This window comes from Streptomyces sp. NPDC002788, assembly GCF_053592115.1.
In genome coordinates, this window is the sequence record NZ_JBSFVB010000029.1 from 56272 (window position 1) to 79115 (window position 22844).

The following is a 22844-nucleotide window of genomic DNA, read 5'->3' on the forward strand; positions in this document are numbered from 1 at the left end:
GACGGGGGCGTCCCGGGGTCAGCGGCCGCGGGCGGACTCCGCCTCGATCACGTCCAGCACCTCGCGGCCGAGATCGACCAGGTACATGTGATCGCCCGGGAATTCCACGTAGCCGAACTCACCCGTGGTCGCATCCCGCCACTGCTGGGCCTCCTCCGCGGTGACCAGGCCGTCGCTCGCGCCTCGCAGCGAGGTGATCGGCACCGACACCGGTACGTCCGTGCTCGGGACGTAGGCCTCGTGCATCTCGCAGTCGGCCTGCAGGGTGGGGAGGATCAGTTCCCGCATCTCCGGGTGGTCGAGGGCCTCGTGCCGGAACCCGGCGAACTCCTCGACCCGGGCCAGGAACTCGTCGCCCTCGAGCCCCGCCGCGCGCCTCTCGCGCTGCGTCCACGGCCCCGGCGAACCGCTGACGACCAGCCGCTCGACGTGCACACCGCGCACGCCCAGCAGATGCGTCAGCTCGTAGGCGAGCACCGCGCCCAGGCTGTGCCCGAACAGGACGGTCCGCGCCCCCTCGCCCAGTTCCGCGACGATGCCGTCGATCTCGTTCTTGGCCGCCTCGACGACATTGCGGTACGGCGTTTCCAGGATGCGCCGTTCCCTGCCGGGCAGTTCGACCGAGACGACTCGCCACCGGTCCCCGGCGGGCTTCTGCCACGGATGGAAGAAGGAAGGACCTGCTCCCGCGAACGGCACGCACAGCAGCGTGGTCCGGTCCCGGTTCTCCTCGGATGTGCCGGGTTCTTTCACAACCGACCCCAATCATGCGTTCGATGGTTCGTCGGACCGGCTCCGGGACATCTCGGCAAGATGTCCCGGAGTTGCCCGGTCAATCGGCCAGCTTGCGGTTGATCACCGCGAAGATCTCGGACACGGGTCCGGGCATGTGCAGGTCGCCGTGGGTGGCCTGCACGTCGTGCTCCTCGATGGAACCTCGGACGTACGGCCGCCACAGGGGCGCCCACGTCCCCTCGTCCTTCAGCGCCGCGTTGAAGAACAGCACGTCGCCGCCGTAGACCGGCGAGTGGTACTTCGCCATGACGGCCTGGTTGTTGGCCAGCACCTTCGACATGGTGTCCAGGAACTGTTCCTTGTTGTCGGTCTTCACGAACTGGCCGAAGTACTCCTCCAGGTCCGCCCGGTATTCCGCCACCGCCCGGCCGGCCAGCTGCGCGAACCCTTCCTGCGCGGGCAGGGAGTCCAGGATGGCCAGGAAGGCGACCTGGTGCCCGCGCCGTTCCAGCTCGGCGGCGATGGCGTGCGCGACGGTACCGCCGTAGGACCAGCCGATCAGGTCGAAGGGCCCTTCCGGCTGGATGCGCAGCATCTGGGTGATGTAGTCGTCGACCATCTCCTCCACCGACCCCGGCAGCACGTCCGTACCGTCGAAGCCGCGGGACTGCAGGGCGTAGGCCTGCCGGTCCGGCAGGTGCAGCACGAAGCTGAAGTAGCCCCAGCCCACGCCGCCGCCGCCGTGGAAGAACCACACCGGCGGCTTCTCCGTCTCCGGGACGCTGTTCAGCGACATCACGACCGCGAACGGGTCGGTGTGGTCGTCGTGTGCGCCGCCGGTGAGCAGCACCACGCCCAGCTCGGCCACCGTGGGGTACTTGATGATCGTGCTGAGGGGCAGCGAGACGTCGAACTGCTTGCGGATGCGGGAGCTGAGCCGGGTGGCCATGAGCGAGTGCCCGCCGAGCGCGAAGAAGTCGTCGTCGATGCCGACCTTCTCCACGCCGAGCAGCTCGCTGAACAGGGAGCACAGTTTCTCTTCGTGCGCGTTGCGCGGCTCCCGGCCGACCGCGGTGTTCGCGTGCTCCGCCGGCAGGGCTCGCCGGTCGAGTTTGCCGCTCGGGGTCAGCGGGATCTCCGAGAGCGGGACCAGCGTGGAAGGCACCATGTACTCGGGCAGACGGGCACGCAGGTGCTCGGAGAGTCCGGCGAGCAGCGCGCCGGTCGACTCGGCGTCGTAGACCTGGCAGCCCTGCCCCGCCTGGACCCCGCCGTCGCCCCGCACGGCGCCGGGCTCGGGCACCACATAGCCCACGAGGCGCTTGTCGCCCTCCTGGTTCTCGCGTACGACGACGACCGCGTTGTCGACGTCCGGGTGCGCGGTCAGTGCCTGCTCGATCTCGCCCAGCTCGATGCGGAAGCCGCGGACCTTGACCTGGAAGTCGGTCCGGCCGAGGTACTCCACCTGCCCGTCCCCGGTCCACCGCACCAGGTCACCGGTGCGGTACATGCGGGTGCCGGGCTCACCGAACGGGCAGGCCACGAACCGGTTCGCGGTCAGCCCGGTCTGCCCGAGGTAGCCCCGGGCCAGACCCGCCCCGGCCAGGTACAGCTCACCGGCGACGCCCGGCGCCACGGGGCGCAGGGCCGCGTCCAGGACGTACACCTGGGTGTTCCAGATCGGCGCGCCGATCGGCACCCGGTCCGCGCCCGGCACGTGCTGCCACGCCGTGACCTCCACCGACGCCTCGGTCGGCCCGTAGAGGTTGTGCACCCCGCAGCCGGGCAGCACCTCGGCGGCCTTGTTCGCCAGCTCCGCCGGGAACGCCTCACCCGCCACCTCGATCCAGCGCAGGCTTTCGCACTCCTTGGCCCCCGGCTCGGCGACGAACGCCTCCAGGAGCGAGGGCACGAAGTCGGCGCCGGTCACTCCCTCGCGCCGGATCAGCTCGGCCAGGTAGGACGGATCCCGGCGCCCGTCGGGACGCGCGATCACGATCGCGGCACCGACCTGCAACGGCGCGAACAACTCCGGCACCGACACGTCGAAACTCGCCGTGGTGCTCAACAGCACCCGGTCCTCACCGCCCACGTCGAAGTGCGCCAGGCCCCACTTGAGCCGGTTCATGATCGACCGGTGCGCCACCTGCACGCCCTTCGGCCCACCCGTGGAACCGGACGTGAAGATGACGTACGCCGCGTGGTCCGGCGACAGCCCGCGCTCCGGGTTCGCGTCCGAGTACGCGGAGACGTCCGGCAGCTCCTCGTCGAGGACCAGCAGCGGCTTGGCACCGTCCAGCACGTGCCGCACCCGGTCCTCGGGCAGCTCCGGGTCGATCGGCAGATACGCCGCACCCGCCTTCACCACCGCGTACAGCGCCACCACGAGATCGACCGAACGCGGAATCCTCACCGCGACCAGCCGCTCCGGACCCGCACCCTGCTCCACCAGCCAGTGCGCCAGCCGGTTCGCCCGCCGGTTGAACTCCCCGTACGTCAGCGACTCCTGCTCGCCGATCAGCGCCACCCGCTCCGGGTCACGGGCCACCTGCGCCTCGAACGCGCCCGGCAACGTGTCCGGCGCCACCTCACGCCCCGTGTCGTTGACCTGGCGCACCAGCCGGTCCCGCTCCTCCTCGCCCAGCACCTCCACGGCACCCACCGGCGCCGACGGGTCCGCCAGCACCTGCTCCAGGACCCGGACGAACCGCGCGGCGATCACCTCGGCCGTGTCGCGGTCGAACAGGTGGGTCGCGTACTGGAGGTCACCGCGCAGCGACCCCGCGGCGTCCTCGGCCAGGAAGAAGAACAGGTCGGACATGGCGGTCGACGTGATGGCCTGCTCGAACTCCACCTTGAGCCCGGGGAGTTCGAGGTCCCTGCTCGCGAAGTTCTGCCAGGCGAACATCACCTGGAACAGCGGCTGGTACGCCGCGGAGCGGTCGGGGTTGATCGCCTCGACCACCAGGTCGAACGGCACGTCCTGGTGCTCGTAGGCCGTCAGCGCCTTGTTCCGCACCTGCGTGAGCAGATCGGCGAACGACGGGTCGCCGGAGAGGTCCACACGCAGCACCTGGGTGTTGACGAAGCATCCGACCAGGTCGGCCAGCGCCTCGTCGGTCCGCCCGGCGATCGGCGAACCGATCGTCACGTCGCTGCCGCCGCCGAGCTTCTGCAGCAGAACTCCCAGGGCGGCCTGGAGGAGCATCGACATGGTCGTCCCGCACTCCTGCGCCAGCTTCTGCAGCCCGGCCGCCACCGCCGGGTCCACCGTGAGCGGGACCGTGTCGCCGCGCGAGCCGGCATCCGCGGACCGCGGGCGGTCCAGCGGCAGGTTGAGCGGCTGCGGCACCCCGGCCAGTTCGCCCCGCCAGTACTCGATCTGCGCCGCGGCGGTACTGTCCGGGTCGGCCGCGTCGCCGAGCACCTCACGCTGCCACAGCGCGTACTCCTTGTACTGCACGGGCAGCGGCTCCCACGCCGGCTCCCGGCCCGCCAGGCGGGCGGTGTAGGCCTCGGCCAGGTCCCGGGCCAGCGGCGCGCCCGAGCTGCCGTCCGAGGCGATGTGGTGGATGACCAGGACCAGGACGTGCTCCTCGGGGGAGCAGCGCAGCAGGCTCGCGCGGAAGGGCAGCTCGGCCGTCAGGTCGAACCGGTGGGAGACGGCCTCGTCGATCGCGGCGGCCACGTTCCCGGGCGTCACCTCGACCACCGGAACCTGGGGCGCCGCCTCCTCGAGCGACAGGATCCGCGAGGAGGGCTCGCCCTCGTCGTCCGTCACGTAGGTGGTGCGCAGGATCTCGTGCCGGCCGACCACGTCGCCGATCGCCGCGACGAGGGCGGTCCGGTCCAGGGGCCCGGTCAGCCGGAACGCCGCCGATATGTTGTAGGTCTCCGCTCCCTGCTCCAGTTGGTGCAGAAGCCACATACGGCGTTGCGCGAAGGACAGCGGAATCATTGCTTCACTCCTTTGGCGAACATCTGGCGCAGGCTGGGGCGACGGGGAGCAGCCGATTCCTCCGACCACGCGGCGAGCGCGGCCACTGTCGGCAGGTCGAAGATCTTGCGGATGGGTATCTCTATGCCCAACTCGGCGCGGGCGCGGCTGATCAGCCGGGTGGCCAGGAGCGAGTGCCCGCCGAAGGCGAAGAAGTCGTCGTCGATGCCGACCGTCCCCAGGCCGAGCACCTCCGCGAACAGCGCGCAGAAGGTCTCCTCACGCGGGGTGCGCGGGGCCCGGCCGGTCGACACCTGGGCGTGGTCGGGAGCCGGCAGTGCCCGCCGGTTCAGCTTTCCGTTGGGCGTCAGCGGGATCTCCGACAGCGGCACCACCATGGACGGGACCATGTACTCGGGAAGCCGCCCCCGCAGGTGCTGGGGGAGGTCGGCGAGCAGGGGGCCGATCACCCGGGCGAGGCCGGGGTGGTTCGACCGGGTCCGTCCGGCCACGCCGCTGGGCACGAACGCCCCGTGGACCGTTCGCTGTCCTGCTGCCCGCCCGGGCAGCAGGACGGCGTCGAAGCAGCGCACGTCCGCACCCGACGGGGTGAGGACCGCGTGCCGGCCCTGCTGCCGCGCCCACGCGGTGAACTCCTCCGGATCGAGCGGCCTGCCCGAGGCGGCGGGCATGCTCACGACGCCGGCGGAGGCCGCCGCGGCGGCCTCGGCCTCCAGCCGCGCGTTCGGTATCCCGCTCACCCGCACCGGACGGTCGCCCGCCCGGTCGACGCGGCGGCGCAGTTCGGCGAGGCCGGACACGTCCCGCCCCCACTCGGTGGCGGGCACGTCCGCCAGGTCGAGAACGTCGGCCGGTTCCTTGTGCAGGACGACCTCGTACCGGTGCCGGGTCAGCTCGTTGTGCGCCTGTCCCGGCTTCAGCCGGATGTCCACGCCGTCGGCGTGGTCGCGCGCCCACTCGGCGAACCACTCGGGGGCCACCACCAGTTCCCGCTCGGCGAGCAGCGCCTTCTCCACCAGCGTCCGCAGCTCCTCGTGCGAGGCGTGGGGGTGCGCGGCGCGCTGCACCGCGGTCAGCAGGACCCGGAGCGTCGTGGCGTTGCGGACGTCACCGACGACGACCCGGCCCCCGGGCGCGACCAGTTCCATCGCCTGGCACAGCACCCGGTCCAGGTACTCCACGCTCGGGAAGTACTGCGCGACCGAGTTGAGCACCACGGTGTCGAACCCGGCACGGGGCAGTCCGTCGATGTCGTCGGCGGGCTGGGCGCTCAACCGGACCCGGTCGCCGTACCCGTCCTGTTCGGCCTGGGTCCGCACGCGGTCCACGACCGGGGCGGAGAGGTCGGTGCCCCAGTACTCCTCGACCTCGCCGACGATCTTCGCCAGCAGCAGGCCGGAGCCCACACCGATCTCGAGCACCCGCCGCGGCGAGAACGCCAGCACCTGTGCCACGGCGGTGTCCCGCCACTCCAGCATCTGCTCGCGCGGGATCGGCTCACCGTCGTACGTGGACTTCCACAGCTGGAAGTCCTCGCCCAGCGCCTCGTCCTCGGAGGCGGTGTAGCTGTCGTCGTAGACCTCGCGCCACTCGTCCACCTGGCCGGCGGCGTCGGCCACCGCGGTGTGCAGGGCCGGCACCACGTAGCCCACCAGGCGCTTGTCGTCCTGCCGGTCCTCGTGCACCACGACCGCGGCCTGCGCCACGCCGGGGTGGGTGGTCAGTACGTGCTCGATCTCGCCGAGTTCGATGCGGAAGCCTCGGATCTTGACCTGGAAGTCGGTCCGCCCGACGTATTCCAGACGGCCGTTCCCGCCCCACCGCACCAGGTCCCCGGTGCGGTACATCCGCGTGCCGGGTGCGCCGAACGGACAGGCCACGAACCGTCCGGTGGTCAGGTCCGGCCGGCCCTGGTACCCGCGGGCCAGGCCGTCACCGGCGATGTACAGCTCACCGTTCACCCCGCGCGGGACCGGGCGCAGCCGCGCGTCGAGCACGTACACCTGGGTGTTCCCGACCGGTTCGCCGATCGACGGGATACCGGCTCCCGGCTCGACGGGGGCCGTCGTCGACCAGATCGTCGTCTCGGTCGGGCCGTACATGTTGGACACCTGCGCGGCCTGCCCGGCCAGGGCGTCGGCCAGGGGCGCGGGCAGGGCTTCCCCGCCGACGAGTATCCGCAGGCCCCGTGCGCCGTCCGGGTCGTCCGTGAGCAGCATCTGCCAGAAGGCGGGGGTGGCCTGCACGACGGTGACGTCGTGGCGGCGCATCGCCGCCACCGCGGCCGACGGCTGGGAGACGGTCTCCTTGCCCGCCAGCACCACCGCCGCTCCGGAGATCAGCGGGAGGTACAGCTCGAGTCCGGCGATGTCGAACGCCACGGTCGTCACGGCGAACAGCCGGTCGCTCGGCGTCAGCGGGAACCGCCGCCCCATCGTGGCCAGGAAGTTCGCCAGCGCGCCGCGCGGGACCGCGACGCCCTTCGGGGTTCCGGTCGACCCCGACGTGTAGATCACGTACGCGGTGTTGTCGGGGGAGACGGCCACGGCCGGCGGTGCGTCCGGGTACGCGGACCGGTCCTCGGCCAGCGCGCCGGCGTCGAGCACGAGCGCCGGGGCGGAGTCCTTCAGGATGTGGTCGATCCGGGAACGCGGGTGGTCCGGGTCGATCGGGATGTAGGCCGCGCCGGCCTTCAGCACCGCCAGCAGGGCCACCACGAGGTCCGCGGACCGGGGCAGCGAGACGGCGACCAGGGACTCCGGCCGCACACCGCGGTCGATCAGCCAGTTCGCCAGCCGGTTGGCCCGCGTGTCCAGTTCCCGGTAGGTCAGCGACTGCTCCTCGCCGATGACGGCGAGGGCGTCCGGTGTCGCCCGCACCTGCCGCTCCACGGCCGCCACCAGGCCCTGTTCCAGGGTCGGCTCGGCGGTGTCGTTGGCCGTGTGCAGCAGCCACCGACGCTCGTCCTCGCCGAGCACGTCGAGGTCCCCGACGCGAACGTCCGGGTCGGCGACGACCTGGCGGAGGACGCGCACGAACCGGTCGACGATCTCGGCGGCCGTGTCCTGGTCCAGCTTGTCCCGGTGGTACTGCAGGGCCATCTGGAGGTGCGGTTCGGACGCGGCGGTCAGGGTGATCGGATAGTGCGAGCCGGCGAACGGCTGCAGCCCGGTGATGGCCACACCGGCCGTGGTGTTGGCCTCGTCGAGGGCGTCCCGGTCGACCGGGAACGACTCGAACAGCACCAGGGTGTCGAACAGCGTGCTCAGCCCGGTGGCCTGCTGGATCTCGGCGAGGCTGTGGTGGTGGTGGTCCAGCAGCGCGCCCTGTCGGTTCTGCAGCTCGGTGAGCAGACCGGCGAAGGTGTCGCGGCGCTCGCAGCGCACCCGGACGGGGATGGTGTTGATGAACATGCCGACCATGTCGCCGGCGTCCAGGAAGGCGGCCGGGCGGCCGGCCACGGTGGCGCCGAAGACGATGTCGGACCGCCCGGTGAGGTTGGCGAGCAGGACGGCCCAGGCGCCCTGGACGAGGGTGTTGACGGTGACGCCGAGCTGCGCGGCGCGCCGGGACAGGCCGGGCATGTCCTCGAACGTCACGGCGAGGTCCCCCACCCCTGCGGGGCCGTGCTCCGCGGTCGCGCGCGGCACGAGCAGCGTGGGTTCGTCGACCCCGTCGAGCTCGGCCGCCCACACCCGTGCGGACTCCTCCTTGTCCTGCCGGACGAACCAGGCCAGGAACTCGCCGAAGCTGCGGATGCCGGGCAGCCCGGCCGGGTCGCCGTCGGACGCGTAGAGCAGCATCAGGTCCCGCATCAGCAGCGGCGTGGACCAACCGTCGTACAGCACGTGGTGACCCGTCAGCACGAGTTCGGACCGGCCGGGTTCGAGGTCCACCAGGGCCAGCCGGATCAGCGGTGGGGTGCTCAGGTCGAAGTGCGCGGCCCGGTCCTCGACGAGGAACCTCTCGAACGCCTCGGTCCGCTCCGTCCCGTCGGCCTCGCTCAGGTCCAGGTGACGCCAGGGCAAAGTCACGTTCCGCGGCACGACCTGCACCACGTCGCCGTCCGCGCGGTCGACGAACGCCGCGCGGAGGTTGTCGTAGCGCTCCAGCAGTGCCTGCCCGGCCCGGCGCATCCGCTCCGGGTCGACGTCGCCGGACAGATGGAACACCAACTGCATGTGGTAGACGTCGAACGACTCGCCGGCGGTCAGCATCGAGTGGAACAGCAGCCCGGACTGCACGGGGGTCACCGGCCACACCTCGGCCAGCTCGCCGAGGCGGGCCTCCCAGGTGTCGATCTCCTGCCGGCTCACCTTCACCAGGGGCGCGTCGCTCGGGGTGAGCCCGCCGGCGTCGGGGGTCACGGCGTGCCGGGCGAGGGCGGTCAGCGCCTCGACCCACAGCCCGGCCAGCTCGGTCACCTCGTCGCGGGTGAGCACACCGGTCGGGAAGCCGAAGTAGGCGGTCAGCTCCTCGCCGTCGCCGGTGCTGGTGGCCACCGCGTTGATCTCCAGCGCGGACAGCACCGGCATGTCCGCGTCCGGCGCGGCGATCAGGTCCCGGTGCGTGGTGTCCGGGGCCCAGCCCAGGCCCCGCAGCTCCTCGGGGATGTCCGCGCCGGAGGCCCGGCCGAGGTAGTTGAACCCGATCTGGGGTTCCCGCAGTCCGGCCAGCGCGGTGGCGGTCTCGGGGTTGAGGTGGCGCAGCAGACCGTAGCCGATGCCGTTGTCGGGCACCGCCCGGAGCTGCTCCTTGACGGCCTTGACCGCGTTCCCCGCGTCCTTGCCCGAGGCGAAGGCGTCCGCCACGTCGATGCCGGCCAGGTCGAGCCGTACCGGGTACATCGCGGTGAACCATCCGACCGTGCCCGACAGGTCGGCGCCGGGGATCAGGTGATCCTCCCGGCCGTGCCCTTCCAGCCGGACCAGCGTCGAGGAGGCGGCGGACACGCCGCGGCCGTGGCGCCAGCGGGCCAGCGCCAGCGCCAGCCCGGCGAGCAGGCCGTCGTCGACACCGCCCCGGAACACCGCGGGCACCGTGTTCAGCAAGGTCTCCGTGACGTCCGCGGGTACCTGGACGCGCACCGTGTCCACGGTGGCCGTCACATCGCGTGCCGGGTCCGGCTCCCGTGCTCCCAGCACCGCCTCGTCGGTGCGCAGGATCTCCTGCCACACGGGCAGTTCCGCCACCCGCGCCGGGGAGGCCGCCTCGTCGGCCAGCGCGTGCACCCACCGGCGCAGCGACGTGCCCACCTCGGTCTGTGCCGGGGTGGTGCGGTCGCCCCGGACCCGCTGCCAGGCGGCCGCGAGGTCCGGCACCAGGATCCGCCACGACACCCCGTCGACGACCAGGTGGTGCAGCACGATCAGCAGCCGGTCCGCCTCCGTGTCGGAGGTCAGCCACACGAACTGCGCCATGACGCCCGCGTCCGGGTCGAGCCGGTCGGCGGCCGCGTCCAGTTCGGCCTGCACGTCGGCGTCACCGTAGGGGACCTGCCGCAGCAGCGCGCCGGCGTCGACGCTGCCGGGCGCCTCGATCGACAGGCCGGGCCGCTCCCGGTCGAGCCGGGAACGCAGCACGTCGTGCCGGTCGAGGACGGCCTGCAAGGTCGCGACGAGCCCGTCGCGGTCGATGTCCTGGGGCAGGGTCAGCAGCGCGGACATGCAGAACCGGCCGAGGCCGCCGCCCAGCGCGAGGACGTGCGCCGCCGTCGGCGGCAGCGGGGTGAGGCCCACGCCGCCGCCCGGCAGCTCGGCCAGGACCACGCGCTCCTCGTCCTCCCGGCCCTCGACCAGTTCGGCGAGCCGGGCGACCGTGCGGTGCTCGAAGATCTCCCGCGTGGTGACCATGACGCCGCGTGTCTTGGCCCGCGCGACGACCTGGATGGACCGGATGCTGTCGCCGCCGCTGGTGAAGAAGTCGTCGTCTGCACCCACCCGTTCGGTGCCGAGGACGTCGGCGTACACCTCGGCCAGGAGCCGCTCCGTCTCGTTGCGCGGCGCCCGGTACTCGGTGCCGGCGAACTCCGGCTCGGGCAGCGCGGCCCGGTCCACCTTCCCGTTCGCGGTCAGCGGCAGCCGGTCGAGCACCATGATCGTGGTGGGCACCATGTAGTCCGGCAGCCTCTCGGCCACGAAACGCCGCAGGTCCGCCGCCGAGACGACGGTGTCCGGCGTGGCCGCTCCGTCCGCGGCGCCCGCCGGGGCCACGTAGCCGACGAGGCGCGCGCTGCCGGTGTGGTCCTCGCGGACCGTGACGGCGGCCTGGCCGATCGCGGGGTGCCGGGCGAGGACCGTCTCGATCTCGGTCGGCTCGACGCGGATGCCGTTCACCTTCACCTGGGTGTCGGCGCGTCCGGCGTACTTCAGCCGGCCGTCGGCGTCCCACTGGGCCAGGTCCCCGGTGCGGTACATGCGGGCGCCGGCGGGGCCGAAGGGGCAGGCGACGAAGCGCTCCGCGGTCGCCGCGCCGTTGCGGTGGTAGCCGCGGGCGACCGGCCCGCCGACGTACAGCTCGCCGATCACGCCGGGCGCGACGGGCGTCAGCTCCGGCCCCAGGACGTAGGCGCGCATGTTGGCCAGGGGCCGTCCGACCGGTACCGCACCGGTCGAGGTCCACTGCGGCGGAAGCGCGAAGGTGGAGGCGTAGAAGCTCTCGGTCTGTCCGTAGGCGTTGACGACGCGGACGTCGGGAAGGGCGTCGCGGACCTTGCGGACCAGGTCGCCCGAGAGGGCCTCGCCGGCGAAGACGACGGTTTCGACGTCGAGTTCGAGGCGGTCAGGGGCGTCGTCGGCCATCTGGTCGAGCAGCGCGGAGAACACTGTGGGAACGGCGCTGACGGTGGTGCCCGACCAGCTGCCGCGTTCGGCGAGTTCGAGCACGTCGCGGACGATCTCCACGCTCGCTCCGGTGGCGAGCGCGGTGAAGATCTCGAACACGGAGACGTCGAAGTTCACCGAGGTCGCGGCGAGCATCCGGGACCCCGCCTCGACGCCGACGGTCCGGCGCAGGTCGCCAACGCCGTTGACCACGGCGGCGTGCGTGACGGCGACGCCCTTGGGGGTGCCGGTCGATCCGGACGTGAACATCACGTAGGCCAGGTGGTCCGGCCCGATCCGGACGTCCGGGGCTACGTCGGGGGCGGGGCCGTCGAGATCCAGGTCGTCGAGGCGGAGCACCGGCGCCCGGCACCCGGACACGGTCGCCGCCGCCTCGTGGTCGGTCAGCACCAGTGCGGGTTCGGCCGCGCTGAGCAGGAGGCCGACACGCGCGGCCGGGTACTGGGGGTCGATCGGCAGGTAGGCGCCGCCGGCCTTGAGCACGGCGAGGAGCGCGACCACCAAGTCCGCCGTTCGGGGCAGTGCCACGGCGACCGGGACGTCGGGCCCGGCTCCGTGGTCGCGCAGCACCGCGGCCAGCCGGTCCGCGCGGCCCTCCAGCTCCGCGTAGGTCAGGGTGGCCCGGCCGCACACCACCGCCGTCGCGTCCGGTGTCCGCGCGGCCTGGGCGGCGACCAGTTCCGGCACCGTCGCCGCCTGCACCGGCACCGTCGTCTCGTTCAGCCGGGTCAGCAGCTCCCGTTCGGCGCCGGTGAGCACGTCCACGGCACCGAGCCGCGTTCCGGGGTCGGCGACGACCTGCCGCAGTACGCGCACGTAGCGGTCGACGAGGTTCTCGGCCGTGGAGTGGTCGAACAGTTCCGTCGCGTACTCGAGCCGCCCGTACGCGCCCCCGGACGGGGCCGGGACGATGTTGAAGAACAGGTCGAACTTGGCGGTGCCGGTGCCCGCCGGCAGGGGGGTGACGCGCAGGCCCGGTATCTCGATCTGCGACCACTCGAACTGCCAGGCCAGCATCACCTGGAACAGCGGCTGGTACGCCGTGGTGCGTTCCGGGCTCAGCAGTTCCACCAGGCGTTCGAAGGGGACGTCCTGATTGTCGTACGCGGCGAGGGCCCTCTCCCTCACCTGGTCCAGCAGGTCACGGAACGACGGGTTGTGCGACAGGTCGACGCGCAGCACCCAGGTGTTGGCGAAGAACCCGATGAGCTGGTCGAGCTGCTCGTCGGCACGCCCCTCGATCGGGCTGCCGATCGTCAGGTCGTTGCCCGCGCCGAGGTGGTGCAGGAGCACCGCGAGCACGGACTGGGCGAGCATCGGCGCGGTGGCACCGCGCTCGGCGGCCAGCTTGCCGACCCCGGAGAGCAGCTCCGCGTCCAGTTCGAAGTCGACGTGACCGCCGCGGTGACCTGCCACCGTCGGCCGCGGCCGGTCCAGCGGCAACTGCACCGGCTGCGGCACTGCGGCCAGCTCCCGCCGCCAGTAGGCGAGTTGCTCCGCGGCGACGCTCTCCGGGTCGTCCTCGTCACCCAGCAGCTGCCGCTGCCACAGCGTGTAGTCCTTGTACTGCACCGGGAGCGGCGCCCACCGGGGCGCGTCCCCCTGCTGACGGGCCGCGTACGCCGTCAGCAGGTCCCGCAGGAACGGCGCCATGGACGCCCCGTCCGCGGCGATGTGGTGGAACACGAACACCAGCACGTGCTCCTGCGGGGAGACACGGAACACGGTGGTACGCAGGGGGAGTTCCGTGTCCAGGTCGAAGCCCTCGCGCGCGGTCTCCTGTACGGCGGCGTCCACCGCATCCGCGGCCACGTCGACCAGCCGGAACTGGAGGACCGCCTCCTCGGGCGGCAGGATCCGCTGCTCGGGCGTGCCGTCCTCGTTCTCGGCGATCAGGGTGCGCAGGCTGTCGTGCCGGTTCGCGACGTCCGTCACCGCGGCGGCCAGGGCCGCCGTGTCCAGCGTCCCGTCCAGGCGCAGCACGAACGGGATGTTGTAGGTCGCGGACGGGCCTTCCAGACGGTGCAGGAACCACATCCGTCGCTGGGCGAAGGACAAGGGGATCATCGACGCTTCTCCTAAACGGTCATCTGGCCCAGCTGGGGGCGCAGCCGGGGGCGGTTCGACGTGGCCAGTTCCTCGATCTGGACCGCCAGTTGGGCGGCGGTCGGATTGCGGAAGACCGTCGTGACTTTCACGTCGACGTCGAGCTCGTTGCGTATGCGGCCGGTCAGCCGGGTGGCCAGCAGCGAGTGCCCGCCGTGGTCGAAGAAGTCGATGTCGATGCCGACCTCCTCCAGGCCGAGCAGTTCGGCGAACAGCCGGCAGAGGACTTCCTCGGTGTGGTTGCGCGGCCCTCGTCCGGCCGCGGCCTCGGTGTGGTCCGGTGCGGGGAGCGCCCTGCGGTCGAGCTTCCCGCTCGGTGTCATGGGCAGCTCGGCGAGCGGCACGATCGCCGAGGGGACCATGTACTCCGGCAGGTGCTCCCGGGCCCGGTCGGTGAGGGCCGTGAGGTCCAGGTCGGTGTGTGCCGTGCCGTTGCCCGGCACCACGTACGCGACCAGTCGCTGGACGTCGGCGCTGTCCTCGCGTACGACGACGACCGCGTTGTCGACGTCCGGGTGCGCGGTCAGTGCCTGCTCGATCTCGCCCAGCTCGATGCGGAAGCCGCGTACCTTGACCTGGAAGTCGGTCCGGCCGAGGTACTCCACCTGCCCGTCCCCGGTCCACCGCACCAGGTCACCGGTGCGGTACATGCGGGTGCCGGGCTCACCGAACGGGCAGGCCACGAACCGGTGCGCGGTCAGCCCGGTCTGCCCGAGGTAGCCCCGGGCCAGACCCGCCCCGGCCAGGTACAGCTCACCGGCGACGCCCGGCGCCACGGGGCGCAGGGCCGCGTCCAGGACGTACACCTGGGTGTTCCAGATCGGCGCACCGATCGGCACCCGGTCCGCGCCCGGCACGTGCTGCCACGCCGTGACCTCCACCGACGCCTCGGTCGGCCCGTAGAGGTTGTGCACCCCGCAGTCCGGCAGCAGGTCGGTGGCCTTGTTGGCCAGGGCGGGGGGGAACGCCTCACCGGCGACCTCGATCCAGCGCAGGCTCGTGCACTCCTTCGCCGACGGCTCGATGACGAACGCCTCCAGGAGCGAGGGCACGAAGTCGGCGCCGGTCACTCCCTCGCGCCGGATCAGCTCGGCCAGGTAGGACGGATCCCGGCGCCCGTCGGGACGCGCGATCACGATCGCGGCACCGACCTGCAACGGCGCGAACAACTCCGGCACCGACACGTCGAAACTCGCCGTGGTGCTCAGCAGCACCCGGTCCTCACCGCCCACGTCGAAGTGCGTCAGACCCCACTTGAGCCGGTTCATGATCGACCGGTGCGCCACCTGCACGCCCTTCGGCCCGCCGGTCGAACCTGAGGTGAAGATGACATACGCCGCGTGGTCCGGCGACAGAACCCGCTCCGGATTCTCGTCCGGGTACCCGGTGACATCCGGCAGGCTCTCGTCGAGGACCAGCAGCGGCTTCGCGCTGTCCAGCACGTGCCGCACCCGGTCCTCGGGCAGCTCCGGGTCGATCGGCAGATACGCCGCACCCGCCTTCACCACCGCGTAGATCGCGACCAGGAGGTCCACCGAACGCGGAATCCTCACCGCGACCAGCCGCTCCGGACCCGCACCCTGCTCCACCAGCCAGTGCGCCAGCCGGTTCGCCCGCCGGTTGAACTCCCCGTACGTCAGCGACTCCTGCTCGCCGATCAGCGCCACCCGCTCCGGGTCACGGGCCACCTGCGCCTCGAACGCACCCGGCAACGTGTCCGGCGCCACCTCACGCCCCGTGTCGTTGACCTGGCGCACCAGCCGGTCCCGCTCCTCCTCGCCCAGCACGTCGACGTCACCCACCGGCACGTGCGGGTTCTCGAGGACCTGCTCCAGGACCCGGACGAGCCGGGCGGCGATCACCTCGGCCGTGTCGCGGTCGTAGAGGTTGCGCTGGTAGTCGAGGGAGAGCCGCAGGTAGGGGTCGGAGGAGTTGAGGGTGAGGGGGTAGTGCGAGCCGGCGAAGGGCCGGATGGCGTCGATCGTGACGCCCGCCGAGGTGTTCGCCTCGACGATGCCCTCGCGGTCGATCGGATAGTTCTCGAAGACGACGATCGTGTCGAAGAGGGCCGGCAGTCCGACGCCGCGCTGGATGTCGGCGAGGCCGTAGTAGTGGTGGTCGAGCAGGGTGATCTGCCGGTCCTGGAGATCGGTGATGACGTCGGCCACGCTCTGGTCGGCCCGGCACAGGGCCCTGGTCGGCAGGGTGTTGATGAACAGGCCGACCATCTCCTCGGACCCCGTGAGGTCCGCCGGGCGGCCGTTGACGGCGGCGCCGAACACGACGTCCCGCTGCCCGGTCAGCTTGGAGAGCAGGATCGCCCACGCGCCTTGCAGGAGCGTGTTCAGCGTGACCCCGAGTTCCGCGGCGCGTCGGGCGAGTTCCCGCCCCTTGTCGATCGACAGCGGCACCTCGACCCGGCCGAGGGCGGACGCGTCGCCCTCGGAACGGCGGCCGGCGGCCACGAGGGTGGGCTCGTCGAACCCGTCCAGCTCGGCCTGCCAGCGGGCCGCGGACGCCTCCCGGTCCTGCTGGGACAGCCAGGCCAGGTAGTCCCCGTAGCCGCGGACCGGGGCGAGGCCGTCGGTCCCGGCGTACAGGCGGATCAGGTCCTTGATCACGAGCGGGGACGACCAGCCGTCGAACAGGGTGTGGTGGGCCGTGATGATGAGCTTCGCCCGCTGCGGCCCGCAGGTGAGCAGGGCCAGGCGGAACAGCGGCGGCCGGGCGGGGTCGAGCCGGTCGGCCCGGTCGTCGGCGAGGGCCTGGTCGAGCGCCGCGTCCTGCTCGGCCTCGCTGCGGCCGGTCAGGTCGAGGTGCCGCCAGGGCACGGCGACGTGCTCCGCCACGACCTGCACCGGGTCGCCGTCGGCCGCGGTGAGGAAGGCGGAGCGCAGGTTCGGGTACCGCTCCAGGAGCGCCTGCCCGGCCGCCCGCATGCGGGCGGGCTCCACATGCCCGGACAGGTGCAGCACGAACTGCATGTGGTAGACGTCGAAGGAGCCCTCGGCGAGCGCGGCCTGGAACTGGATGCCGGACTGCCCCGGGGCCTGCGGCCACACCTGCTCCAGCCGGCCGTACCGTTCCTCCCAGGTCTCGATCTCATCCTGCCGCACCGAGACCAGCGGGGCGTCCGAGGGGGTGAGACCGCCGGTGTCCGGACGGGTGGCGTGCGCGGCCATGCCGTGCAGCGCCTCGACCCACAGCTCGGCCAGTTCCTCGGTCCGCTCGCGGGTCAGGACGCCGGTGGCGAACATGAGGGCGGCCTGGAGCCGGGTTCCGTCGGGGGTGTCCGTGGCGACCGAGTTGACCTCCAGCGCGGACAGCGCGGGCAGGTCCGGGTCGGGCGCCGCGATCAGCTCGGACGACCAGGACGCCGGTCCCCAGCCGTGCGCGCGCAGGTGCTCGGGCACGTCGGACTCGGAGATCCGGCCGAGGTAGTTGAAGCCGATCTGCGGCACCGGGTAGTCGGCGAGCTGCTCGGCGGTCTCCGGGTTCAGGTGGCGCAGCAGCCCGTATCCCAGGCCCTTGTCGGGGACCGCGCGCAGCTGCTCCTTGACCAGCTTGACCGCCCGGCCGGCCGCGGGGCCGCCGGTCAGGACGTCGGCCGGGTCCACCCCGCGCACGTCGACCCGGGCCGGGTACATGCTGGTGAACCATCCGACGGTCCGGGAGAGGTCGGCGCCGGGGACGACGTCCTCCTCGCGGCCGTGTCCCTCCAGCCGGACCAGGGTCGAGCGGTCCGTGCCGCGCCACCGGTTGACGGCACATGCGAGCGCGGCGAGCAGTACGTCGGTCGCGGTGGCCCGGTACGCCGCGGGAAGCCTGGTGAGCACCGCCTCGGTGACGTCGGCGGGCAGTTCCAGGCGTACGGTGTCGACCGTGGACCACGTGTCCAGCGCCGGGTCGAACGCCCGTGAGCCGAGCGGCGGGCCGGACGCCTCCAGCAGGTCGCGCCAGTACTCCAGTTCGGCCTCGCGCTTCTCGGAGAGCGCCTCGTCCTGGAGCGCCAGGGCCCAGCGGCGGGCCGAGGTGCCGACCGCGGGCAGTTCGGGTGCCTTGCCGGAGCGGACCTGCTGCCACGCCTCGGCGAGGTCCGACATGAGGATGCGCCAGGTGACGCCGTCCACCACCAGGTGGTGCAGCACCACGAGCAGCCGGCCCTCGCCCGAGCCGGCGGCGAACCAGACGAAGTCCGCCATGGTCCCGGCCTCCGGGTCGAGCCGCCCGACCGCGTCGTCCAGTTCCGCCTCGGCCGCCGCGAGCGCCGACGGCTCGTCCCACCGGCCGTCGCAGTCGACCCGGCGGATCAGGTCCGCCGCCCGCACGGTGCCCCGCTCACGTACGACGAGGGAGGGCTCGTCGCCGCGGACCAGCCGGGCGCGCAGCAGGTCGTGCCGGTCGAGCACGGCGTCCAGCGTCGCGGCGAGACCGTCCGCGTCGATGGCCGCGGGCAGCTCCAGCACCATCGACATAGCGAAACGATTCGTCCCGCCGCCGTGCTCGAACACGTGCCGCGCCACCGGCTGGAGCGGCATCGGGCCGATGCCACCGCCCTCCAGCTCCGCGAGCACGGGCACCCGGCCCTGACGGTCGGCGGCCGCCTCGGCCAGCCGGGCCGCCGTACGGCACTCGAAGATCTCTCGCGTGGTGAGGTCCAGGCCCTTGGCGCGGGCCCGCGCCACCACCTGGATCGACCGCAGGCTGTCGCCGCCGACGGCGAAGAAGTCGTCGTCGACACCGACCCGCTCCACCCCGAGCACGTCCGCGTAGGCGGCGGCGATGATCCGCTCGGCCTCGGTGCGCGGCTCCCGGTAGGCCTCGCCCAGGAACTCCGGTTCGGGCAGCGCCTTGCGGTCCAGTTTGCCGGTCGGTCCCAGCGGCAGCCGACCGAGGGCCACGAACGCCGACGGGACCATGTAGTCGGGCAGCCGGGCGGCGACGAACTTGCGCAGTTCGGCGGCCGAGGCCCCGGCCTGCACGTCCACGTCGCCGATGCCGCCGGCGCCGTCGTCGCCGACTGCCCCCTCGCCGGTGTGCACCACGTAGGCGACGAGCTGCTTGCCGCCCGAGGGCGCCTCACGGCCGATCACCACGGCCTCGCTGATGCCGGGGTGCTGCGTGATCGCCGCCTCGACCTCGGCGGTCTCGATGCGGAAGCCGCGCACCTTCACCTGGCCGTCGCCGCGGCCGACGCACTCCAGCCGGCCCTCGGCGTTCCAGCGGGCCAGGTCGCCGGTGCGGTACATGCGCTCGCCGGCGGGGCCGAAGGGACTGGCGACATAGCGTTCGGCGGTCAGGCCCGGCCGGTCGTGGTAGCCGCGGCCGAGGCAGGTCCCGGCCACGTACAGCTCACCGATCACGCCCTGCGGCACCGGGGCGAGTCCCGGGCCGAGGACGTAGGCCCGCATGTTGCCGAGCGGGGTGCCGATGGGCGCGACGTCGCCCTGCGTCCACTCCTCGGACGGGTCGAGGGAGAAGGTGGTGGCGTAGAAACTCTCGCTCTGCCCGTAGGAGTTGACGATCCGCGCGCCGGGCAGGGCCTCGCGCACCTGGCGCACCAGCCGGGCCGGGAGCACGTCGCCCGCGAAGACGACGGTGCGCACGTCGGGGGTCTTGTCCAGGTGGCCGACCAGTTCGCCGAGCACGGAGGGGACGCCGCTGATGACCTGGCCGTTCCAGCCGTCCCGCTCGCCGAGCGCCAGCGCGTTCGGCACCAGTTCGGCCGTGCCGCCGGTGGTCAGGGCGGTGAGCAGTTCGAAGACGGAGACGTCGAAGTTGACGGAGGTACCGGCCAGCATCCGCCACCCGGGCGTCGGGTCGAGGACGCGCGCCAGTTCCCGTACGCCGTTGACGACGCCCCGGTGGGTGATCGCGGCGCCCTTCGGCTTGCCGGTGGAGCCGGAGGTGTACATCACGTACGCCAGGTTGTCCGGGCCGAGCGGCGAGCGGCGGCCCGCGTCGTCGGGCGCGCCCTGGGGCGTGTCCCACCGCGCGCGCTGGTCGAGGTCGACGGTCTCGAAGTCGCCGGGCGGAAGCTCCCGGAGGGTCGCGGTGTCGGTGACGGCGAACCGCGGGCGTGCCTCGGCCAGCACGGTGTGCGCGCGCCCGCCGAGGTACTGCGGGTCCATCGGCACGTAGCCGGCGCCGGACTTGAGGATGCCGAGCAGGCCGGCCACCAGGTCCTCGGTGCGCGGCAGGGCGAGCACCACCAGGTCCTCCGGCCCGGCACCGCGCCGGACGAGCTCCCACGCGACGCCGTTCGCCCGGTCGTCGAGTTCCCGGTAGGTCAGCGTCCGGCCGTCGCACTCGAGCGCCGGGGCGTCGGGCGTCCGGGCCACCTGGCTCTCGAAGAGCTGCGGGACCGTCAGCTCGGGCACCGCGGCGGCCGTGTCGTCGCCCCGGGTGAGCCACAACTCCCGCTCGGCGTCGTCGAGCACGTCGACGGTGCCGACCGCGCGCTCCGGGGCGGCCACGAGCCGGCCCAGGACGCGGACGAACCGCTGTGCGATGGCCTCGGCGGTGTCCTGGTCGAACAGGCTGGTGGCGTACTCCAGCCGGCACTGCGCCCCGCCCTCGTTGTCCGGGAGCAGGTCGAAGAACAGGTCGAACTTGGCCGTGCGGGTCTCCAGCCGCTCGACCTCGACGCCGAGGCCGGGCAGTTCCAGGGGCGGCACGGGCGGCTGCCAGGAGAGCATGACCTGGAAGAACGGGTTGTAGGCGGTGGACCGGTGCGGGTTGAGCCGTTCCACCAGCCGCTCGAAGGGCATGTCCTGGTTGTCGTAGGCGGCCAGCGACCGCTCCCGGACCCGCTCGAGCACCTCGTGGAAGGTCGGGTTGCCGGAGAGGTCGGCGCGCAGCACCCAGGTGTTGACGAAGAACCCGACGAGGTCCCGCAGTTCCTCGTCGGTGCGGTCGGTGATGGGCGCGCCGATGGGCAGGTCGTCGCCGCACCCGAGGTGGTGCAGGAGCACCGCCAGCGCCGAGTGCATGACCATCGACACCGTGGCGTCCCGTTCGACGGCCAGCTTCTCCACGGAGCGGAGCAGGCCGGGTTCGATCGCGAACCGGACCCGGTCGCCCTCGGAGCGCATCACCCTGGGGCGGGGGCGGTCCGTCGGCAGGGGCAGCGGCTGCGGCAGGTCGGCCAGCGCCTCGCGCCAGTACTCCAGCTGACGGGCCGACAGGCTCTCGGGGTCGGACTCGTCTCCGAGCACGTCGAGCTGCCACAGCGTGTAGTCCGCGTACTGCACCGGGAGCGGCTCCCACGCCGGGGCGCCGCCCTCGGCGCGGGCCGCGTAGGCCGTGGTGAGGTCGCGGAACAGCGGCCCGAAGGACTCGCCGTCCACGGCGATGTGGTGGGCCACGACGACGAGGGTGTGGTCGCGCGGTCCGCACCGCAGCAGGGCGGCGCGCACCGGCATGTCGGCGGCCAGGTCGAAGGTCTCGGTGGCCGTCCGGTCGACCGCCGCCGCCAGCTCCTCCTCGGTGACCTCGACGACCGGCAGGCCGAACGGCTTCTCCCCGGACGCCAGCACCCGCTGGTGCGGGACGCCGTCGTCGTCCTCGACGATCACCGTGCGCAGGGCCTCGTGCCGGTCGAGGACGTCGCGGAGCGCCGCCTGGAGCGCCTCCACGTCCAGCTCGCCGGTCAGGCGCAGGGCGAAAGCGCCGTTGTAGGTCGGCGAAGGTCCTTCGAACCGGTCCACGAACCACAGCCGGCGCTGCGCGAACGACAACGGGATCATTGTGTCTCCAAAATCGGCGAACCAGTCAGCGGTCGTCAGTCGGCGGTCGTCGGTCAGCTCTGGTCGAGCAGGGTCAGGAGTTCGTCGTTGTAGAAGTCGTCGATGGAGATCGCGCCCGACAGCGTCGAGAAGTACCGGTCGATCTGCTCCTGGTGACCGACCAGCTTCTGCAGCATCTCGGCCCGCCCCTCGGGCTTGAGTTCGGCCACGTTGAGCGCGCCCTGGTAGTGGTTGAGGGCTTCGCCGCCCAGGTCGTTCTCGTAGCGCCGCAGCGCCGCGTTGAGCGCGGCGTCGTCGTGCAGCCCGTCCCCGATGTGGTCGGTGAGCGACTGGGCCTGGACGAAGGCCTCGGTGATGCCGCGGGCGGTGATGGAGTCCTTGTGGTTCACCGCGTCGCCGACCAGCGCCCACCCGGGCCCGAAGGCCTTGCGGAAGTAGTTCTCCTGGTGCCCGGTGCCGTAGAGCTGCTCCTCGCGCTTGCCCTCCGCCATCCGCTCCCACAGCTCCGGCGCCGTCGTGCGGAAGGCTTCGAGGTAGGCGGGTTCCACCGCCTTGCGCATCTCGGAGAACTCGTCCTGCGGGAAGTAGGCCATGAGCAGCGTGAGGTCGTCGTTGGTGGGGATGACGCCGATCCACCGCCCCGGCCGCGCGTACAGCTCGAAGTCGGAGGGGACCCCGGACCAGTAGCTGTAGTAGGTGCAGGTCATCCGCGGGTGCTCGATGACGTTCCGCGCGCCGGTCTTGCGGGCCACCAGCGACCGCATGCCGTCCGCGCCGACGACGAGGCGTGCCCGGTCCGTCGCCTCGCCTCCGCCGGGCGTCGTGTACCGCACCCCGACGACCCGGTCGTCCTCGAACAGCAGGTCGTTGACCGCGCAGCCCTGCCGGAACTCGACGCCGGCCGCGACGGCTCCGTCCGCGAGGATCGGGTCGAGCACGTACCGCCTGGGCGCGTACGTGGTCCGCTGGCCGTCGATCGGCAGGGAGAATCCGTCGATGCGGACACCGGGTGCCTCGTAGCGCTGGTGGTCGATCGGCCGGCAGCCCGCTTCGACCAGCTTGTCGAGCAGCCCCCACCGCTTGAGCAGGGCCACGCCCTGCGTGTGGAGGTAGTGGGAGGACAGCGTGTCCTGCGGGAACCGCGCTTTCTCCAGGAGCAGGACTCGATATCCCTGCCGCGCGAATAGCATGGCCGTCGGCGAACCCGCACAACGGGCACCTATGACAATCACGTCGTACATGGCGCGCCTCTCTTACCGGGTAGTTTTTTGTCCAACGCGGCTGCAGCCGGAAAAGTCATCGTGATGGTGCGCGCTATCGACGCAGCGAATGAAAGAACGCTGCCGAGCACGAAAGTAATGCTAGCCGTCCGGACGGACGGCAGAAATAGAACCCACAACCGGAAACGCAGGTCGGCGCGTGCCGTGCCGTGTCCCGCCGGCGGGACACGGCACG

The 22844-nt window shown here is 72.2% G+C and carries 5 protein-coding genes; all 5 read right to left on the reverse strand.

Annotated features, from left to right (window positions below):
• Window positions 1-18 precede the first annotated feature (18 nt).
• The gene (locus tag ACWD1U_RS35400) at window positions 19-753 is read right to left on the reverse strand and encodes a thioesterase II family protein (protein WP_451113468.1); all 735 of its coding nucleotides are present in this window, start codon (window positions 751-753) and stop codon (window positions 19-21) included.
• 79 nt (window positions 754-832) lie between these two features.
• The gene (locus tag ACWD1U_RS35405; protein WP_451113469.1) at window positions 833-4693 is read right to left on the reverse strand and encodes a non-ribosomal peptide synthetase; all 3861 of its coding nucleotides are present in this window, start codon (window positions 4691-4693) and stop codon (window positions 833-835) included.
• Window positions 4690-13602: an amino acid adenylation domain-containing protein gene (locus ACWD1U_RS35410; RefSeq protein WP_451113470.1), complete on the reverse strand. Its 8913-nt coding sequence runs from the start codon at window positions 13600-13602 to the stop codon at window positions 4690-4692. The genes ACWD1U_RS35405 and ACWD1U_RS35410 overlap by 4 nt, the downstream gene beginning before the upstream one ends.
• An 11-nt stretch (window positions 13603-13613) precedes the next feature.
• Complete coding sequence (locus tag ACWD1U_RS35415; RefSeq protein WP_451113471.1) at window positions 13614-21389, reverse strand: amino acid adenylation domain-containing protein; 7776 nt, start codon at window positions 21387-21389, stop codon at window positions 13614-13616.
• A 53-nt stretch (window positions 21390-21442) separates the two neighbouring features.
• Window positions 21443-22630, reverse strand: a complete 1188-nt coding sequence (locus ACWD1U_RS35420; protein ID WP_451113472.1) for an NAD(P)/FAD-dependent oxidoreductase — start codon at window positions 22628-22630, stop codon at window positions 21443-21445.
• Between the last annotated feature and the right edge of the window lie 214 nt (window positions 22631-22844).

Bases quoted from the DNA above. Each gene is read 5' to 3' on its own strand.
- ACWD1U_RS35405 (WP_451113469.1), bottom strand. From the start codon at position 4,693: ATGATTCCGCTGTCCTTCGCGCAACGCCGTATGTGGCTTCTGCACCAA.
- ACWD1U_RS35410 (WP_451113470.1), bottom strand. From the start codon at position 13,602: ATGATCCCCTTGTCCTTCGCCCAGCGACGGATGTGGTTCCTGCACCGT.
- ACWD1U_RS35415 (WP_451113471.1), bottom strand. From the start codon at position 21,389: ATGATCCCGTTGTCGTTCGCGCAGCGCCGGCTGTGGTTCGTGGACCGG.
- ACWD1U_RS35420 (WP_451113472.1), bottom strand. From the start codon at position 22,630: ATGTACGACGTGATTGTCATAGGTGCCCGTTGTGCGGGTTCGCCGACG.